The 252-nt window shown below is 65.5% G+C and carries 1 pseudogene; it reads right to left on the reverse strand.

Going from position 1 to position 252, the window contains the following annotated elements:
- Positions 1-129 precede the first annotated feature (129 nt).
- Positions 130-252: pseudogene (locus F1735_RS35065) on the reverse strand (transposase); the annotation flags it as partial.

Consider the following 252-nt stretch of genomic DNA (forward strand, 5'->3'; position numbering starts at 1 on the left):
TCAAGCCCGCTGGGGAACGATCTTCCCCCAGTGGGAGCCCGCGGCAGGCGTCTACGGCCGCGCGCATGGCGAAAAGCCACGCGCAATGGCACCCAGATTTGCGCGCTTTTACAAGCCCGCTAACACCTGCGACAGCGCGGTGTGCCGCAGTGCCTGGGTGCGCAGTTGCTGGTGCAGGATATAGGCGGCCGAATGCAGTAGCAAGCGCATGCAGTTGGCGAGGAAGCTCGTGCATGAGGTCCGGTCGGCGGC

Origin of the sequence: Massilia genomosp. 1 (genome assembly GCF_011682185.1) — a bacterium.
Taxonomy (GTDB): Bacteria; Pseudomonadota; Gammaproteobacteria; order Burkholderiales; family Burkholderiaceae_D; genus Telluria_A; species Telluria_A rubra.